This window comes from Streptomyces sp. TBY4 (assembly GCF_024213195.1).
Classification (GTDB): Bacteria; Actinomycetota; Actinomycetes; order Streptomycetales; family Streptomycetaceae; genus Streptomyces.
Map to the genome: position 1 here is coordinate 1 of NZ_JANAVF010000023.1, position 15,992 is coordinate 15,992.

Sequence of the window (15,992 nt, forward strand, 5' to 3'; positions counted from 1 at the left end):
ACCACAAGACCCGCCAGCCCGTCACACGATCACTGGTCGCCTACGACCACTGATCATTCGGAATGACTCATCTAGGGTGCGGCCATGCTGCATCTACGGATGATCATTCCGGCCGACCGGACCGACGCCGTGGTCCGGATCATCGAGGGGACGGTCGGCACCACCCATCTGGCGGTGCTGCCCGGAGCCGCCCGCATCCCCGAGGGCGACATCGTGCTGTGCGACGTCGCGCGCGAGGCGGGCGACGAGCTCCTGCACGAGCTCCGGGGGCTCGGCATCGACAAGGACGGGTCGATCGCCGTCGAGAACATCGACCTGTCCCTCTCGGACCGCGCCGACCGCGCCGAGGAGGAGGCCCCGGGCGAGGCCGCCGACGCCGTGCTGTGGGAGCAGCTGAGCGAGGCGACCCACGAGGAGTCCACCCTCACCATCACCTACAGCGCCTTCATGATCGTCGCGACGATGATCGCGGCCTGCGGCGTGGTCCTCGACAACGCCATCCTCATCGTCGGCGCGATGGCGGTCGGCCCGGAGTTCGGCCCGCTCGCCGGCGTCTGCACCGCCGTGGTGCAGCGCGCCCCCAAGCTGGCCGCCCGCTCGCTGATCGCCCTGCTGGTGGGTTTCGCCGCCGCGATGGCCGCGACCACCGTCTTCAGCCTGGTCATGGACGCGCTCGGGCTGTTCCAGCCGGGAATGCTGGACAAGCCCCGCCCCAACACCAGCTTCATCTGGCAGCCGGACCTGTTCTCGTTCGTGGTCGCCGTGCTCGCCGGCATCGCCGGCGTGCTCTCCCTGACCTCGGCGAAGTCCGGCGCCCTGGTCGGCGTCGCGATCTCGGTGACCACCGTCCCGGCCGCCGCCAACGCGGCCGTGGCCCTCAGCTACGGCGAGTTCGGCCAGATGTGGGGCTCGATGGAACAGCTCCTGCTGAACCTCTTCGGCATCATGCTGGCCGGCGTCCTGACCCTGCTCGGCCAGAAGGCCCTGTGGCGCACCCAGCGCGGCCACTGGCGGCGTACGGCGCCCAAGGCCTGAGCCCGCACGACGACGACGGCCCCGCGCTACGGAGCTTCGTAGCGCGGGGCCGCTGTCATGACCTGCGGGCGGGCCCTAGCCGAGCGCCGACTTCACCACGTCCGCGAGGCGCCCCGCGACGGCGCGGGCCTGCTCGATGTCGGCGGCCTCCACCATCACCCGTACGAGGGGCTCCGTGCCCGACGAACGGAGCAGTACGCGTCCGGTCGTGCCGAGCTCCCGCTCCGCCTCGGCGACGGCCGCGGCCAGCTCGCCCGAGGTGGTGACCCGCGACTTGTCCACGTCGGGGACGTTGACCAGGACCTGCGGGAGCCGCGTCATGACCCCGGTCAGCTCGGCCAGCGGCTTGCCGGTGGCCGCGATGCGGGCCGCCAGCATGAGACCGGTCAGGGTGCCATCGCCGGTGGTGGCGTGGTCGAGGATGATCACGTGGCCGGACTGCTCGCCGCCCAGCGCGTACCCGTGCTGCTTCATCGACTCCAGGACGTACCGGTCGCCGACGCCCGTCTGCACGACGTTGATGCCCTCGGACTCCATGGCCAGCTTGAAGCCCAGGTTCGACATCACGGTGGCGACGACGGTGTCCTCGCGCAGGTGCCCGGCCTCGCGCATCGCCAGCGCGAGCACGGCGAGGATCTGGTCCCCGTCGACCTCCTCGCCGTTCGCGTCCACGGCGAGGCAGCGGTCGGCGTCCCCGTCGTGCGCGATGCCGAGGTCGGCCCCGTGCGCGACGACGGCCTGCTTCAGCAGACCGAGGTGGGTGGAGCCGCAGCCGTCGTTGATGTTCAGGCCGTCGGGCTCGGCACCGATCGTGACGATCTCCGCGCCGGCCCGGGTGAAGGCCTCGGGCGAGACGTAGGCGGCCGCGCCGTGCGCCTCGTCCAGGACGACCTTGAGCCCGTCGAGACGGTTGGGCAGGACACCCATGAGGTGGGCGACGTACTTGTCGAAGCCCTCGGTGTAGTCGGAGACCCGGCCCACGCCTGCGCCCGTCGGGCGGTCCCAGGGAGCACCGGTGCGGTGGTCCTCGTAGACCGTCTCGATCCGGTCCTCCAGCTCGTCGGCGAGCTTGTGACCGCCGCGCGCGAAGAACTTGATGCCGTTGTCGGGCATGGCGTTGTGGCTGGCCGAGAGCATGACACCGAGGTCGGCGCCCAGCGCACCGGTGAGATACGCCACCGCCGGGGTGGGCAGCACACCGACGCGCAGGACGTCCACGCCCGCGCTCGCGAGGCCCGCGACGACTGCGGCCTCCAGGAACTCGCCCGAGGCCCGGGGGTCCCGGCCGACCACCGCGGTGGCCCGGTGGCCCGCGAAGGTTCCCGCCTCGGCCAGTACGTGCGCGGCCGCCACGGAGAGACCGAGCGCGAGCTCGGCCGTCAGATCCGCGTTGGCGACGCCCCGTACACCGTCCGTCCCGAAGAGTCGTCCCACTGTTGTCCTCCCGAGTTCACACTTCGCTGTGAGCAGTTGTGCCAATTATTTGCCGCTTTTGGCGGTAAACGAACCGCCCCGGCAGCACACAGAGTGCTGCCGGGGCGGAATCGTGCTGAACAGCGGGCGTGATTAACGCTTGCTGTACTGCGGAGCCTTGCGGGCCTTCTTGAGACCGGCCTTCTTGCGCTCGACCGCACGGTCGTCGCGGGAGAGGAAGCCGGCCTTCTTCAGCGCCGGGCGGTTGTTGTCCACGTCCGCCTCGTTCAGCGCACGGGCCACGCCGAGGCGCAGGGCGCCGGCCTGGCCGGACACGCCGCCACCCGAGATGCGGGCGATGACGTCGTAGCGGCCGTCGAGCTCGAGGAGCTTGAAGGGCTCGTTGACTTCCTGCTGGTGCACCTTGTTGGGGAAGTAGTCCTCAAGGGTGCGACCGTTGATCTTCCACTTGCCGGTGCCCGGAACGATCCGGACGCGGGCAATGGCGTTCTTGCGACGGCCCAGGCCGGCGGCCGGCTGGGGGTCACCGAAGCGACCGGCAAGGGACTCGGAGGTGTAGTCGCCCTCGGCGACGACCTCAGACTCGCTGGTGTACTCCTCGACGTTGCCCTCGAACTCTTCGACGACAGTCTCGGCGGTGGTCTCGGCCACGATGCTCCTCAGAAGTTTCTTGTCTTAGGGGGTGTGGTGGCCGGAACTACTGCGCGACCTGGGTGATCTCGAACGGCACCGGCTGCTGAGCAGCGTGGGGGTGCACATCGCCCGAGTAGACCTTCAGCTTCGAGAGAATCTGACGGCCCAGGGTGTTCTTGGGGATCATGCCCTTGATGGCCTTCTCGACGGCCTTCTCCGGGTTGTTCGCCAGGAGGTCGTCGTAGCGGACCGAACGCAGACCACCCGGGAAGCCGGAGTGGCGGTACGCCATCTTCTGGGTCGCCTTGTTGCCGGACAGGTGAACCTTGTCGGCGTTGATGATGATGACGAAGTCGCCCATGTCCATGTGGGGGGCGTAGGTCGGCTTGTGCTTACCCCGCAGGAGGGTAGCGGCCTGGGTCGCCAGACGGCCGAGGACGACGTCCTGGGCGTCAATGACGTGCCACTGGCGCGAGATGTCGCCGGGCTTGGGGCTGAACGTACGCACGCGTATGCCTTCGCTTCTTCAGTGGTGGGTCATCCCATAGGGCGCTAGCCCCGCGGGAAGGGTCCTGACAGGGTCACCACGGACGATCACGACAGCCCTCGTTCGCGACAGGGACCAAGCCCGTGCGAACTGTTTGAACTGCTGGTCATCGGTCCGGTGGACCGGCGCAAGGCCCTTTCACGTGAGAATGAGAAAGCCAATACGCATAACAAACCAGCAGAGTACCCAGATGGACCCGTACGGGTCAAAACGCGGTCCGCGAAGCCGTTTGAGCTGGCGTCGCGGCGCACTCCGGTTCGGTCCTGGGTGGGGACCCCGCAGTTGTTACGGGATCCAGAGTAACCCGGATCGGGCGCAGTGCTCGACGCGCCAGCAGTCCGGCGAGCATGCACAGGGTCACCATGTCCCGGAATGCCCGCCTCTTGGCCACGAACTCCGAGGGCCACGGGATGCCCGCCGTCTGGGGCACCAGGGCCACCCAGAACCAGGGCGAGCGCGGCATCGAGCCCGCCCGCACCCCCGAGGCCAGCAGCAGCGGGAGCACCACGATCAGGTAGTGGTCGAAGGAGGGCCGCGACACCAGGAATGCGGCGAGCATCACCATGCAGGCCGTCTCCACCAGCCTCAGCTCACCCTCGTCGCCGTCCACCGCCACGGGCCGGCGCCACCGCCGCCAGGCCGCCCACAGCCCGCACCCGGCCCCCGCGAAGGCCAGCAGCACCGCCAGCGGCGCGGGCACCCCCAGCCGCGGCAGCGCCGCGATCGGCGAGGCGTCCCAGGGCAGCGCGTAGGAATCCTGGCCCTGCAGCAGGAAGGGCAGGGTCTTGGTGAAGAACAGCGTCGGGTGCGGCATCATCAGCGCGCCCGCCAGCGACAGCGCCACCGGGACGCCCGCCGCCAGGGCCAGCCCCCGCCACTGCCGGGCCAGGAGGAAGAGCAGCCCGACCGGAACCAGCATCGGCTTGCACGCGATGGCCAGGCCCACCACCAGCCCGGCGGCGGCCCAGTGCTTGCGGTGCGCCAGCAGCAGCGCCACGGGCAGGGCGGCGGCCGAGATGGCCGTCCAGTTCCCGATCAGCACGAGGTTGATGTACGGCTTGTAGGCGAGGGCGAACAGTCCGAAACCGCCGACCGCGAACCGCGAGCGCACCGGTACCGAGAACAGCCGCAGCGAGGCCCACCAGCCGAGGCCGACGAGCCCGGTCATCCCCAGCGGCAGCACGCAGCGCAGCAGCGGCGCCGGCAGCAGGGCCTCGGGGATCGCCATGATCACGGCGCTGGGCAGGTAGAGGAACCGCTTGTCCTCGTACGGGGAGACCCCGGCGAGCAGGGCGTCGGCGGCCTTGACCACGAAGGCGTTGTCCGAGCCCCAGTTCACCCGCAGGCTCGCCGAGACCGCCACCGACAGCAGGATCACCAGGCCCACGAACCGCCAGGACCGGGGCGCCGGCCGCAGCAGCCAGGCCACCCCCCGGTCCCAGGAGGACGGGCTGTCCCACTTCATGACCCAGACACTCGGCCGCAGCCCCACAACTAAGTCCCCTCGACCCAGGCCGGGGGCGGTCTCCCCCTAGCGCTTCCGCTCGACCCTACGTTCGTCCCAGACGGGCTCCGTAGTCTCCCGCACAACACCGTCTGAACCGAAGACCAGGTAACGGTCAAATGTGCGGGCGAACCACCGGTCGTGCGTGACGCACAACACAGTGCCCTCGTACGCCTCCAGCCCGTCCTGCAGCGCTTCCGCCGACTCCAGGTCGAGGTTGTCCGTGGGCTCGTCGAGCAGCAGCGCCGTCGTTCCCGCCAGCTCCAGCAGCAGGATCTGGAAACGTGCCTGCTGGCCGCCCGAGAGCTTCTCGAAGGGCTGCTCGGCCTGCCGCTCCAGCTCGTACCGGCGCAGGGCGCCCATCGCCTGGCCGAGCGGCTTCGCGGCCTCCGTCCACAGGATGTCGACGAGGGTGCGGCCGAAGAGCTCCGGGTGCGCGTGCGTCTGCGCGAAGTGGCCGGGCACCACGCGGGCGCCGAGCTTCCACGTCCCCGTGTGCTTGACGTCCTCCCCTGCCATCAGCCGCAGGAAGTGGGACTTGCCCGAGCCGTTCGAGCCGAGGACCGCGACCCGCTCCCCGTAGAAGACCTCCAGCGAGAAGGGCTTCATCAGCCCCGTCAGCTCCAGGTTCTCGACGGTGAGCGCGCGCACGCCCGTACGGCCGCCCTTCAGGCGCATCTTGATGTCCTGCTCGCGCGGCGGCTCCGGCGGCGGGCCGGCGTCCTCGAACCGCTTGAAGCGGGTCTGCATCGCGTGGTACCGGGAGGCCATGTCGGGGCTGCTCGCGGCCTGGCCGCGCAGTCGCAGCACCAGGGCCTTCAGCCGGGCGTGCTCCTCGTCCCAGCGCCGCTTGAGCTCCTCGAAGCGTGCGAAGCGCTCCTTGCGGGCGGCGTGGAAGGTGCCGAAGCCCTCGCCGTGCACCCAGACGTCGGAGCCGTTCGGGCTCGCCTCCAGGCTGATGATCTTCTCGGCGGCCTGGGTCAGCAGCTCCCGGTCGTGGCTGACGAAGAGCACCGTCTTGCGCGTGGCCGCCAGCTGCTCCTCCAGCCACCGCTTGCCCGGGACGTCCAGGTAGTTGTCCGGCTCGTCGAGCAGCAGCACCTCGTCCGGCCCGCGCAGCAGCGCCTCCAGTACGAGCCGCTTCTGCTCACCGCCCGAGAGCGTGCGGACCTCGCGGAACTGCGCCGAGTCGTACGGGATCGCCAGCGCGGCCATCGTGCAGACGTCCCACAGCGTCTCCGCCTCGTAGCCCTGCACGTCGGCCCAGTCGCTGAGCGCCTGCGCGTAACTCATCTGGGCGGCTTCGTCGTCCACCGTCAGGATCAGCTGCTCGGCCCGGTCCACCGCCTTGGCGGCCTCCCGGATCTGCGGCTGGGCCACCGAGACCAGCAGGTCCCGTACGGTCGTCTCGTCCCGGACCGAGCCCACGAACTGCGACATCACACCGAGCCCGCCGCTGACGGTGACGCCGCCGCCGTGCGGCTTGAGCTCGCCGGCGATCATCTTCAGCAACGTGGTCTTGCCGGCCCCGTTCGCCCCGACCAGGGCGACGACCGACCCCTCCCCCACCCGGAAGGAGACGTCGGGGAGCAGGACCCGCCCGTCGGGAAGGTAGTACTCCAGGTGGCTGGCTTCGAGATGTCCCATGCGGGGCATTGTCCAGGTCCGGCGCCGATCCGCCCAAACGGATTAGCCCCGGCTCAGCAGCAGCCGGCTCCGGGGAGGGTCCGCATGTTGCGCGCTTCCTTGCTCCGCGCGGCCAGCAGCTCGTCGGCCGGGTAGCCGACCTCCTCCAGGGTCAGCCCGTGCGGCTTGACCACGTGCACCGAGGAGTCCCGTACGGCCGCGGCCAGCACCTTGCCGGGCCAGTCGGTGGTCCGGTGGCCGTCGCCGACGTGGAGCAGGGCCCCGACCAGCGAGCGGACCATGTTGTGGCAGAAGGCGTCGGCGCGCACGGTCGCGGTGATGATCCCCTCCGCGTCCCGCTCCCAGCTGAGCTGCTGGAGGGTGCGGATGGTCGTGGCCCCCTCGCGCTTCTTGCAGTACGCGGCGAAGTCGTGCTCCCCGACCAGACTGGCGGCGGCCTCGTTCATGGCGTCCACGTCGAGCGGCCACTGGTACCAGAGCACGTGCCCGCGGCGCAGCGGGTCCACGCCGGCCTGGTGGTCGCCCACGCGGTAGGCGTAGCGGCGCCAGATCGCGGAGAACCGCGCGTTGAAGCCGGCGGGTGCCTCGGCGGCCTTCCACACCCGGACGTCGTGCGGCAGCCGTCCGGCGAGGCGGCGCAGCAGCTTGTCCTGGTGCTCGGCCCACACCTCATCGCGTACGTCGAACTGCGCGACCTGCCCGCGCGCGTGCACGCCGGCATCGGTCCGGCCGGCGACGGTCAGCTCCACCGGGTCGGGCAGCCGCATCACGGTCTGCAGCGCCGACTCCAGCTCCCCCTGGACGGTCCGCAGCACCCGCTGCTTCGCCCAGCCGGAGAAGTCCTTGCCGTCGTAACTCAGGTCCAGCCTGACCCGGACGTGCCCGGGCTCCACCTCGTCACTCACGTGACAGATCCTCTCACCCGCGTCTTCGGCGGGAACGCAGAACGGGCCCGCCCCGGAAGGGGGCGGGCCCGTTCAGAGCCGTTCAGCTTGATCCCGAAGCGGGATCAGGCCTCCTTGGTCTCCTCGGCGGCGGGAGCCTCGGCGGCCTCCGCCTCCTTCACGGCGCGCTTGGTGGCGGCCTCGGCCTCACCAGTGGCCTGCTGGGCGACCGTAAGGGCCTCGACCAGCTCGATCACGGCCATCGGGGCGTTGTCGCCACGACGGTTGCCGATCTTGGTGATGCGCGTGTAACCACCGGGGCGGTTCTCGTAGCGCGGGGCGATCTCGGTGAACAGCGTGTGCACGATGCTCTTGTCCGTGATCGTCTGCAGCACCAGGCGACGGTTGTGGATGTCGCCCTTCTTGGCCTTGGTCACCAGACGCTCGGCGTAGGGACGCAGGCGACGGGCCTTGGCCTCGGTGGTGGTGATGCGGCCGTGCTCGAAGAGCGACTTCGCGAGGTTCGCGAGGAGGTGCTTCTCGTGCGCGGCGCTGCCGCCCAGACGGGCACCCTTTGCGGGACGCGGCATGGTCTTACTCCTTCATATCTGCACCGGCCGTGTCAGGTACCGGTGTCAGTTCCCCCGGGGCGGATGCCGCGGGAAAGTTCAAATCAAGCCCGGCCGGCGTTTGAGGCCAAAGACCTCAGCCGCCGGCGACGGGATGAATCAGTACTGCTCGGTCTCGACGAAACCCGCGTCCGCGTCGTCGTCGGCGCCAAACGCGTCGGCGGCGGCGGTCGGGTCGAATCCGGGCGGGCTGTCCTTGAGGGCCAGGCCCATGCCGGCCAGCTTCGCCTTGACCTCGTCGATCGACTTCGCACCGAAGTTGCGGATGTCGAGCAGGTCGGCCTCGGAGCGGGCGACGAGCTCACCCACGGAGTGGATGCCCTCGCGCTTGAGGCAGTTGTACGACCGAACGGTGAGCTCGAGCTCCTCGATCGGCAGCGCCAGGTCGGCGGCCAGGGCCGCGTCCGTCGGCGAGGGGCCCATGTCGATGCCCTCGGCGTCGATGTTGAGCTCGCGGGCCAGACCGAACAGCTCGACCAGGGTCTTACCGGCGGACGCCATGGCGTCGCGCGGGCGCATGGCCTGCTTGGTCTCGACGTCGACGATCAGCTTGTCGAAGTCGGTGCGCTGCTCGACTCGGGTCGCCTCGACCTTGTAGGTGACCTTGAGGACCGGGCTGTAGATGGAGTCGACCGGGATGCGGCCGATCTCCTGGCCCAGCTGCTTGTTCTGGACGGCGGAGACGTAGCCGCGACCGCGCTCGACGGTCAGCTCCATCTCCAGCTTGCCCTTGCCGTTGAGCGTGGCGAGGACCAGGTCCGGGTTGTGCACCTCGACACCGGCCGGGGGCGCGATGTCGGCAGCGGTGACCAGGCCGGGACCCTGCTTGCGCAGGTACATCACGACCGGCTCGTCGTGCTCCGAGGAGACGACCAGCTGCTTGATGTTGAGGATGATGTCGGTGACGTCTTCCTTGACACCCGGCACGGTGGTGAACTCGTGCAGGACGCCGTCCACGCGGATGCTGGTGACAGCGGCACCCGGGATCGAGGACAGGAGCGTGCGGCGGAGCGAGTTGCCGAGGGTGTAGCCGAAGCCCGGCTCCAGCGGCTCGATCACGAACCGCGAGCGGTACTCGTCTACGACCTCTTCGGTCAGCGAGGGACGCTGAGCGATAAGCATGTGGATTCCTTCATTCGTGGACGCCCACTATTTGACGCCCGACGGGTGCGGTCCGAAGACCGCGGACTACAAGGGTACGGGCGGTACGTCCCCCGCGAGGGGTTCGTACCGCCCGAACACTCAAAGACGCACAAGTGCGCCCGCTGCGTCAGACGCGGCGGCGCTTCGGCGGACGGCAGCCGTTGTGCGGGGTGGGGGTGACGTCCTGGATCGAGCCGACCTCCAGGCCAGTGGCCTGCAGGGAGCGGATCGCGGTCTCACGGCCGGAGCCGGGACCCTTGACGAAGACGTCGACCTTGCGCATGCCGTGCTCCTGCGCGCGACGGGCGGCCGACTCGGCGGCCATCTGCGCGGCGAAGGGGGTGGACTTGCGCGAGCCCTTGAAGCCGACGTGGCCGGCGGAGGCCCAGGAGATCACGTTGCCCGAGGGGTCGGTGATCGAAACGATGGTGTTGTTGAACGTGCTCTTGATGTGGGCGTGCCCGTGAGCGACGTTCTTCTTTTCCTTGCGGCGCACCTTCTTGGCAGCGCCCTGACGACCCTTGGGGGGCATCTAAATCTCCTACGGGAGGTGGTCGGTCCTACAGCGCAAGACCGCTGAACAGGACTACTTCTTGCCCGGCTTCTTCTTACCGGCGATCGCGCGACGCGGACCCTTGCGGGTACGGGCGTTCGTGCTGGTGCGCTGACCGTGCACGGGCAGGCCACGACGGTGGCGAACACCCTGGTAGCACTGGATCTCGACCTTGCGGCGGATGTCGGCCTGGATCTCGCGGCGGAGGTCACCCTCGGTGCGGAGGTTGGCGTCCACGTACTCGCGGATCTTGACCAGGTCCTCTTCGGCCAGGTCACGAACGCGGGTGTTCGGGTTCACACCGGTGGCCGCAAGGATTTCCTTGGACCGGGTGCGACCGACACCGAAGACGTAGGTGAGTGCGATCTCCACACGCTTTTCGCGCGGGATGTCAACACCGGAAACGCGTGCCATTCAATGGCTCCTGTGTGTTCGGGGGTCTTCAGCAGAACCGAACCCCGGCCGCCGACCACACCTGATGGGTGGTGGTACGTCCGGGTCCCCGGCCCCCGCCGGAGGTGCCGCCGGCCCTGGTCGGGGCTAGGCGGGTTCTGCGTATGTACGTTTTCTTACGTCGCGCGAAGAACTGCGTAGTGCAGGTCGGTCGGCGTGCGTCAGCCCTGGCGCTGCTTGTGGCGCAGGTTGTCGCAGATGACCATGACCCGGCCGTGACGGCGGATCACCTTGCACTTGTCGCAGATCTTCTTGACGCTCGGCTTGACCTTCATGTTGGTGAGGTTCTCCGGGTCAGTGCCACCACCCGCGCGTCGGGACAGGATGTCCGGACGGGAGTGAAGACAAGATCTACTTGTATCGGTAGACGATCCGGCCACGCGTCAGGTCGTACGGAGAGAGCTCCACGACGACCCGGTCATCAGGGAGGATGCGGATGTAGTGCATGCGCATCTTGCCGCTGATGTGCGCGAGGACCTTGTGACCGTTCTGGAGTTCCACCTTGAACATCGCGTTCGGGAGGGACTCGATCACGGTGCCCTCGATTTCGATGGCACCTTGCTTCTTGGCCACGCTTCGCCTTTCGAATCGGCTACCTTGATCAGCTCCCTGCCTTCGCATGAGGACATGCGGGTGCAAAGGAGCCGACGAGTCAGTCTACGTCAGGGCCCACTGAAAGACGAATCCGGAAAGTGTGCCCTACAGGATAGATCATCAATCCTGCCCATACCGGTCGGCCCAGCCGGGCCGACCCCGGCTCAGCCCAGCGGGTCCGGCGCCGTCGTGACGCCGTACTCCGCCAGCTTCGCCTTGCCGCAGTCCGGGGAGGTCAGGACGATCGGTCCCTCCTCGGTCAGGGCGATGGAGTGCTCCCAGTGCGAGGACCAGGTGCCGTCCGTGGTGATGACCGTCCAGTCGTCCGCCAGGACCTCCGTCTGGGCGGTGCCCAGGGAGACCATCGGCTCGATCGCCAGGCACAGGCCCGGGACGAGCTTGATGCCCTTGCCCCGCTTGCGCGAGACGTAGTTCAGCAGGTGCGGGTCCATGTGCATCTCGGAACCGATGCCGTGGCCGCCGTAGTCCTCGATGATCCCGAACTTGCCGAGGCTGTGCTCGCCCGTGGTCGGACGCGGCTGCCGCTTGATGTAGGTCTCGATCGCCTTCGAGATGTCCACGAGGCGGTTGCCGAGCTTCATGGCGGCGATCCCGGCCCACATGGACTCTTCGGTCACCCGGGAGAGCTCCACGAGCTCAGGGGCGTGTCCAGAGCCCACGAAGGCGGTGTACGCGGCGTCGCCGTGCCAGCCGTCGACGATCGCGCCGGCGTCGATCGAGATGATGTCGCCGTCCTTGAGGACCGTCTTGTCGTCGGGGATGCCGTGGACCACGACCTCGTTGACCGAGGTGCAGATGGTCGCGGGGAAGCCGCCGTAGCCGAGGAAGTTCGACTTGGCACCGGCGTCCGCGATGACCTTGCGGGCCACCATGTCCAGATCCCGCGTCGTGGCGCCCGGCACGGCCGCCTCACGGGTCGCCGCGTGGATCGCAGCGACGACCAGTCCCGCCTCACGCATCTTCGCGATCTGCTCGGGGGTCTTGATCTGGACCATGACGTACCTGCCACCTTCGGATTCGGGTCTTTCAACAGTACGGCCGCGGCGTCCTGGGGACACCGCGGCCGGGCTGCACTGCAGAGGAACTGGTTCGCTACTTCTTCAGGGCGTCCATCGCGCGCTGCGTGACGTCCTTGACCTCACCCAGAGCGGGGATCGTCGACACGAGGCCCTGGGCCTTGTAGTAGTCGATGATCGGCTCGGTCTGGGTGTGGTAGACCTCCAGCCGGTTGCGCACGGCGTCCTCGGTCTGGTCCTCGCGCACGTACAGCTCGCCGCCGTCGATGTCGCAGATGCCCTCGACCTTCGACGGGCGGTAGGCCACGTGGAAGATGTGCGAGCTGTCCTTGCGGCAGGTGCGGCGGCCGGCGAGGCGCTTGACGACCTCGTCCTCCTCGACCTCCAGGTCGAGGACGGCGTCGAGGTTCATGCCCGCGGTCTTCAGCATCTCGTCCAGGGCTTCCGCCTGGGAGACGTTGCGCGGGAAACCGTCGAGCAGGAAGCCGCCGGCGGCGTCCGCCTGCTCCATGCGGTCCTTGGCCATGCCGATGGTGATCTCGTCCGGGACGAGGTCACCCGCGTCCATGAACGCCTTCGCACGCCGGCCGAGCTCGGTTCCCTGGCTGATGTTGGCCCGGAACAGGTCGCCCGTGGAGATGTGCGGGATCGACAAGGTTTCGGCAAGCACAGTCGCCTGCGTTCCCTTGCCCGCACCCGGCGGGCCGACGAGGACGATTCGCATCAGCGGAGGAACCCTTCGTAATTACGCTGCTGGAGCTGGCTCTCGATCTGCTTCACGGTTTCCAGACCCACACCCACGATGATCAGGATGCTCGTCCCGCCGAACGGGAAGTTCTGGTTCGCTCCGAAGCCGGCCAACGCCATCGTCGGCACAAGAGCGATCAGACCCAGGTACAGCGACCCCGGCCAGGTGATCCGGTTGAGTACGTAGCTGAGGTACTCGGCGGTAGGCCGACCGGCGCGGATGCCCGGAATGAACCCACCATACTTCTTCATGTTGTCTGCAACTTCCTCGGGGTTGAACGAGATCGCCACGTAGAAGAACGCGAAGAAGACGATCAGGAGGAAGTACACCGCGATGTAGTACGGGTGGTCGCCCTTGACGAAGTGCTTCTGGATCCAGGTGGCCCAGCCCGCGGTGGAACCGCTGAACTGCACGACCAGCGCCGGGATGTAGAGCAGCGACGAGGCGAAGATGACGGGGATGATGCCCGCCTGGTTCACCTTGAGCGGGATGTAGGTCGAGGTACCGCCGTAGGCACGCCGGCCGATCATGCGCTTCGCGTACTGGACCGGAATCCGCCGCTGCGCCTGCTCGACGAAGACCACCAGGCCCACCATCGCGAGGCCGACCAGCATGACGACGCCGAACTCGACCCAGCCGTCCGCGATCTTGCCCTGCTCCTTGATGGCCCACAGGGAGCCGACGAAGCCTGCGGCGATCGAGATGAACATCAGGATCGACATGCCGTTGCCGATGCCCCGGTCGGTGATGAGCTCACCGAGCCACATGACGAGGCAGGTACCGGCGGTCATGGTGACCACCATGACGACGGTCGTGAAGATCGAACGGTCGGGGACGATCTGGTCCTTGACCATGCAGCCCTGGAAGAGGGCGCCGCTGCGGGCGGTGGCGACGAGGCCGGTGCCCTGCAGGATCGCGAGCGCGACCGTCAGATAGCGCGTGTACTGAGTGATCTTCGCCGTGCCGGACTGTCCCTCTTTTTTGAGGTTCTCCAGCTTCGGGATGACCACGGTCAGCAGCTGCAGGATGATGCTCGCCGTGATGTACGGCATGATGCCGAGCGCAAAGATCGTGATCTGGAGCAGCGCGCCACCGCTGAACATGTTGACCAGACCGAAGAGGCTGTTGTTGCCTGCCCCCATCTGGTCCACACAGATCTGAACGTTCTTGTAGCTCACACCGGGTACCGGGATGTGCGATCCGAGTCGGTACAGCACGATCATGGCGAGCGTGAAAAGCAGCTTCTTGCGCAGGTCGGGCGTCTTGAACGCCCGGGCGAACGCGGTGAGCACGGTGCCTCCTGCGACCCCCGCGCTACTGCGTCAGAGGTGACGGTCTGAGGGATCGACGAATGTGTACAAGCAAAGGTGCAGGCCACCTTACCGGCGTCTGCACCTCCCATGGAACGACCAACCGGGGATGCCCCATATGTGAGGCATCCCCGGTCGGGTTTCTAGCTATTTGTCACTGAGTTCGTCTTAGACGAGCTCGGTCACAGAGCCACCAGCGGCGGCAATCTTCTCCTTGGCGGAGCCGGAGACGGCGTCAACCGAAACCTGCAGCGCCACGGAGATCTCGCCCTGGCCCAGGACCTTGACGAGGCTGTTCTTGCGAACCGCGCCCTTGGCGACCAGGTCGGCCACCGTGACTTCTCCACCCTCGGGGTAGAGAGCGCCGAGCTTGTCCAGGTTCACGACCTGGAACTCGGTGCGGAACGGGTTCTTGAAGCCCTTGAGCTTCGGCAGACGCATGTGGAGGGGCATCTGCCCACCCTCGAAGCGCTGCGGGATCTGGTAACGGGCCTTCTGGCCCTTCGTACCACGACCGGCCGTCTTACCCTTCGACGCCTCACCACGACCGACACGGGTCTTCGCGGTCTTGGCACCGGGGGCGGGACGGAGGTTGTGGGCCTTCAGCGGGCTGTTCTCAGCCATGATTAGTCAACCTCCTCAACCGTCACGAGGTGGCGGACGGTGTGAACCATTCCGCGGAACTCGGGGCGGTCCTCCTTGACGACGACGTCGTTCAGGCGCTTGAGCCCGAGCGAACGCAGCGTGTCGCGGTGGTTCTGCTTGCTACCGATGTACGACTTGACCTGCGTGACCTTGAGACGAGCCATTACGCACCCGCCCCAGCACGCGCACGGAGCAGAGCCGCGGGAGCGACGTCCTCGAGGGGCAGACCACGGCGAGCCGCGATCTCCTCGGGACGCTGCAGGCCCTTGAGGGCCGCCACGGTCGCGTGCACGATGTTGATCGCGTTGGAAGAGCCGAGCGACTTCGACAGGATGTCGTGAACGCCGGCGCACTCCAGAACGGCGCGCACCGGGCCACCGGCGATAACACCGGTACCAGGGGCGGCCGGCTTCAGCAGCACGACGCCCGCGGCGCGCTCGCCCGTGATCGGGTGAGGAATGGTGCCCTGGATGCGCGGAACCTTGAAGAAGGACTTCTTGGCTTCCTCGACACCCTTGGCGATGGCCGCGGGAACTTCCTTGGCCTTGCCGTAACCGACACCTACAGTGCCGTCACCGTCGCCCACCACGACCAGCGCGGTGAAGCTGAAGCGGCGACCACCCTTGACAACCTTGGCGACGCGGTTGATCGCGACAACGCGCTCAACGTAAGCGGTCTTCTCGGCGGCAGGGCCACCGTCGCGACCCTTCCGGTCCCGCCGCTCGCCGCCACCGGCACCGCTTCCGCGGCGCTGGGGTCCAGCCATTGGATTACCTCTCTCTGTTACGTCCGTGAGTCCCGGAACCGGGGCTTAGAACTTCAGCCCGGCTTCGCGGGCGGCGTCAGCCAGAGCGGCAATGCGCCCGGCGTATCGGTTGCCACCGCGGTCGAACACGACGGTCTCGACACCCGCAGCCTTGGCACGCTCGGCGACGAGTGCGCCGACGGCCTGGGCCTGCGAGCTCTTGTCGCCTTCGCCACCGCGGATCGAAGCGTCCAGGGTCGACGCCGACGCCAGGGTGTGACCCTGGAGGTCGTCGATGACCTGAGCAACGATGTTGCGGTTGGAACGCGTCACGACGAGGCGCGGACGCTCCGCCGTACCCGAGACGTTCTTGCGGATGCGGATGTGGCGGCGAGCCTTGGCGGCACGCTTGTACGCGTCGCCCTTGGCGATCTTTACACCGTATGCCATG

General features: G+C 68.0%; 20 protein-coding genes. 1 reads left to right on the forward strand and 19 read right to left on the reverse strand.

Annotated features, from left to right (window positions below; translation table 11 throughout):
- The first annotated feature begins 84 nt into the window (after positions 1-84).
- A complete protein-coding gene (locus NLX94_RS35135; protein ID WP_254387349.1) occupies positions 85-1,035 on the forward strand; it encodes a DUF389 domain-containing protein in 951 nt (316 codons plus the stop codon).
- 75 nt (positions 1,036-1,110) lie between these two features.
- Here NLX94_RS35135 and glmM read toward each other — a convergent pair whose 3' ends face one another.
- The 19 genes from glmM to rplR all read right to left on the reverse strand — a co-directional run bounded on the left by glmM (position 1,111) and on the right by rplR (position 15,991).
- A complete protein-coding gene (gene glmM / locus NLX94_RS35140) occupies positions 1,111-2,469 on the reverse strand; it encodes a phosphoglucosamine mutase (protein ID WP_254387350.1) in 1,359 nt (452 codons plus the stop codon).
- A 132-nt stretch (positions 2,470-2,601) separates the two neighbouring features.
- The gene (gene rpsI / locus NLX94_RS35145) at positions 2,602-3,120 is read right to left on the reverse strand and encodes a 30S ribosomal protein S9 (RefSeq protein ID WP_254387351.1); all 519 of its coding nucleotides are present in this window, start codon (positions 3,118-3,120) and stop codon (positions 2,602-2,604) included.
- 46 nt (positions 3,121-3,166) lie between these two features.
- Entirely contained in the window at positions 3,167-3,610 is a 444-nt protein-coding gene (gene rplM / locus NLX94_RS35150) for a 50S ribosomal protein L13 (RefSeq protein WP_254387352.1), read from the reverse strand.
- Positions 3,611-3,854: 244 nt separating this feature from the next.
- Positions 3,855-5,114: a glycosyltransferase family 87 protein gene (locus NLX94_RS35155; RefSeq protein WP_254387353.1), complete on the reverse strand. Its 1,260-nt coding sequence runs from the start codon at positions 5,112-5,114 to the stop codon at positions 3,855-3,857.
- 66 nt (positions 5,115-5,180) lie between these two features.
- Positions 5,181-6,800 (reverse strand): ABC-F family ATP-binding cassette domain-containing protein, encoded by a 1,620-nt coding sequence (locus tag NLX94_RS35160; RefSeq protein ID WP_374684061.1) that lies wholly within the window; start codon positions 6,798-6,800, stop codon positions 5,181-5,183.
- Positions 6,801-6,853: 53 nt separating this feature from the next.
- On the reverse strand, positions 6,854-7,705 hold the full coding sequence (truA, locus tag NLX94_RS35165) for a tRNA pseudouridine(38-40) synthase TruA (protein ID WP_254387355.1): 852 nt from the start codon (positions 7,703-7,705) through the stop codon (positions 6,854-6,856).
- Positions 7,706-7,809: 104 nt separating this feature from the next.
- Positions 7,810-8,274, reverse strand: coding sequence for a 50S ribosomal protein L17 (gene rplQ, locus NLX94_RS35170; protein ID WP_250751467.1), 465 nt, complete (start codon positions 8,272-8,274; stop codon positions 7,810-7,812).
- A gap of 138 nt (positions 8,275-8,412) precedes the next feature.
- Positions 8,413-9,435, reverse strand: a complete 1,023-nt coding sequence (locus NLX94_RS35175) for a DNA-directed RNA polymerase subunit alpha (RefSeq protein ID WP_007265920.1) — start codon at positions 9,433-9,435, stop codon at positions 8,413-8,415.
- A 148-nt stretch (positions 9,436-9,583) separates the two neighbouring features.
- Positions 9,584-9,988 (reverse strand): 30S ribosomal protein S11, encoded by a 405-nt coding sequence (gene rpsK, locus NLX94_RS35180; protein WP_003956432.1) that lies wholly within the window; start codon positions 9,986-9,988, stop codon positions 9,584-9,586.
- Between the two features lie 54 nt (positions 9,989-10,042).
- Positions 10,043-10,423 (reverse strand): 30S ribosomal protein S13, encoded by a 381-nt coding sequence (gene rpsM / locus NLX94_RS35185; protein WP_254387356.1) that lies wholly within the window; start codon positions 10,421-10,423, stop codon positions 10,043-10,045.
- Between the two features lie 200 nt (positions 10,424-10,623).
- Entirely contained in the window at positions 10,624-10,737 is a 114-nt protein-coding gene (gene rpmJ / locus NLX94_RS35190; RefSeq protein ID WP_003956441.1) for a 50S ribosomal protein L36, read from the reverse strand.
- 76 nt (positions 10,738-10,813) lie between these two features.
- Positions 10,814-11,035, reverse strand: a complete 222-nt coding sequence (gene infA, locus NLX94_RS35195; protein ID WP_003956442.1) for a translation initiation factor IF-1 — start codon at positions 11,033-11,035, stop codon at positions 10,814-10,816.
- Positions 11,036-11,220: 185 nt separating this feature from the next.
- Positions 11,221-12,072, reverse strand: a complete 852-nt coding sequence (gene map / locus NLX94_RS35200) for a type I methionyl aminopeptidase (RefSeq protein WP_250751465.1) — start codon at positions 12,070-12,072, stop codon at positions 11,221-11,223.
- Positions 12,073-12,169: 97 nt separating this feature from the next.
- Entirely contained in the window at positions 12,170-12,817 is a 648-nt protein-coding gene (locus NLX94_RS35205; RefSeq protein ID WP_254387357.1) for an adenylate kinase, read from the reverse strand.
- Positions 12,817-14,133 (reverse strand): preprotein translocase subunit SecY, encoded by a 1,317-nt coding sequence (gene secY / locus NLX94_RS35210; protein ID WP_254387358.1) that lies wholly within the window; start codon positions 14,131-14,133, stop codon positions 12,817-12,819. The genes NLX94_RS35205 and secY overlap by 1 nt, the downstream gene beginning before the upstream one ends.
- 186 nt (positions 14,134-14,319) lie before the next feature.
- Entirely contained in the window at positions 14,320-14,775 is a 456-nt protein-coding gene (gene rplO / locus NLX94_RS35215) for a 50S ribosomal protein L15 (RefSeq protein ID WP_254387359.1), read from the reverse strand.
- Positions 14,776-14,777: 2 nt separating this feature from the next.
- A complete protein-coding gene (gene rpmD, locus NLX94_RS35220; RefSeq protein WP_215079434.1) occupies positions 14,778-14,960 on the reverse strand; it encodes a 50S ribosomal protein L30 in 183 nt (60 codons plus the stop codon).
- Positions 14,960-15,562 carry a 30S ribosomal protein S5 gene (gene rpsE, locus NLX94_RS35225; RefSeq protein ID WP_008739695.1) on the reverse strand — a complete coding sequence of 201 codons (603 nt, stop codon included), beginning with the start codon at positions 15,560-15,562 and terminating at the stop codon, positions 14,960-14,962. The genes rpmD and rpsE overlap by 1 nt, the downstream gene beginning before the upstream one ends.
- A gap of 45 nt (positions 15,563-15,607) precedes the next feature.
- Positions 15,608-15,991: a 50S ribosomal protein L18 gene (gene rplR / locus NLX94_RS35230; RefSeq protein ID WP_030008471.1), complete on the reverse strand. Its 384-nt coding sequence runs from the start codon at positions 15,989-15,991 to the stop codon at positions 15,608-15,610.
- Between the last annotated feature and the right edge of the window lies 1 nt (position 15,992).